The following is a 1,716-nucleotide window of genomic DNA, read 5'->3' on the forward strand; positions in this document are numbered from 1 at the left end:
CAGCAGCCCATGAGTGTCCCGGACCGCATCCAGCACACCCCGGCCACCGACATCGACCCGCACCGGCAACGTATTGATGAACAGGCCGAGGCCGCGTTCCCCACCGGCGCCAGCCTGCATCCGCCCGAACACGACCGTGCCGAACACCACATCCGAACGACCGGTCAACCGGGACAACACCAGACTCCACGCCAGATGGCACACACTCGCCGACGACACACCCGCACGACGAGCCTGCTCCCGAACCGCCCCGGCCAAGGCAGCATCCACCTCGACGCGCGCCTCCGCGATACCGGTGCCATCACCGCGGACATCCAAAATCCCGAACGGCGCGGTCGGCTCGTCGACATCGCCCAGCAGACCGGTGAAGAACTCCTCATGCTCCTGCTGGGTTGTGCCCAGCACGGCTTGGGCCACCACATTGCGATACGGCACCGGCTCCGGCAAGGCATCGCCGCGGCCGATCAGCAGGGCACCGATCTCCTGCTGCAATACATCCATCGTGGTGTGGTCACCCACCAGGTGATGCATCAGCACCAACAGCAGCCACCTGTCGTTCGGCTCGTCGTACGCCGTCACCACCCGCAGCAGCGGCGCACGGTTCAAGTCCAGCCGGTAACGCCGGGGGTCGAACCGAGACAGAAGCTGGGCGACCGCGTCCCCGTCACCATCGAGGGCCACCTCCTCGACCGGCGCGTCGACGTCCCGCCACACCACCTGCACCGGCCGCGGCAGTCCCTCCCACACCACCGACGTACGCAAGATGTCGTGCCGATCCACCACCATCTGCAGCGCATCGGCGAACTGGCCTATCCACTCCCGCGACGGCACGACAGACACACTCGACAACAGATACGCATCACCCTCACCACCCAACAGATGGTGGAAGAAGATCCCCTCCTGCAGCGGCGCCAGCGGATAGATATCCTGCACGTTGCCCGCGCCACCGGACACCGAGGCGACCACCTTGGCGATCTGCTCCTCGGTCAGCTCCACCAGCGGCAGCATCTCCGGCGTGATCACATCGGTGTCCGCCGGAATCGCGTTCGGCGGCACCGGCACCTCGCCTCCGCCCCCAGCCGCCACCGCCGCAGCCAGCCCGGCAACGGTGGGGGTGGTGAACACCGCCCGCACATCACACGACAGCCCGGCCTGCCGCATCCGCTCCACCAGCGAGACCGCCAGCAGGGAGTGCCCGCCGAGTTCGAAGAAGTCATCGTCGCGCCCGACGCGCTCCACATTCAGCAGGTCCGACCAGATCCCGGCCAGAACCTCCTCCACCACACCCACCGGGGCCCGGTAGCCGCGCACCACCACCGCGCCACCGTCCGGCACCGGAAGCTTGTCCCGGTCCACCTTCCCGTTCGGGGTCAACGGCAGCGACTCCAGCGCGACAAACGCCGACGGCACCATGTAGGAAGGAAGGACCTCATCCAGCGCATCCCGCAACGCGGCCGCCGTCGCATCGTCCACGGCTGGCACGTAGTAGGCGTCGAGGCGATCATCTCGGGCCACCACGACGGCTTCCCGGACAGCAGGGAGTTCCAGTAGCCGGGCCTCGATCTCCCCGAGTTCGATCCGGTAACCCCGGACCTTGACCTGGAAATCATTGCGGCCCACGAACTCGATCGTGCCGTCCGGCAGCCAACGGCCCACATCCCCCGTCCGATACAACCGCGAACCATCCCCCGCCAACCAGTCCGGCACAAACCGCTC

1 protein-coding gene is annotated in these 1,716 nt (G+C 67.4%); it reads right to left on the reverse strand.

The window, feature by feature from the left end:
• The coding region (locus tag IEY86_RS35850; protein WP_229699086.1) for a condensation domain-containing protein at window positions 1–1,656 on the reverse strand (1,656 nt) is incomplete at its 3' end.
• Window positions 1,657–1,716: the final 60 nt, after the last annotated feature.

Origin of the sequence: Wenjunlia tyrosinilytica (genome assembly GCF_014646055.1) — a bacterium.
Lineage (GTDB): Bacteria > Actinomycetota > Actinomycetes > Streptomycetales > Streptomycetaceae > Wenjunlia > Wenjunlia tyrosinilytica.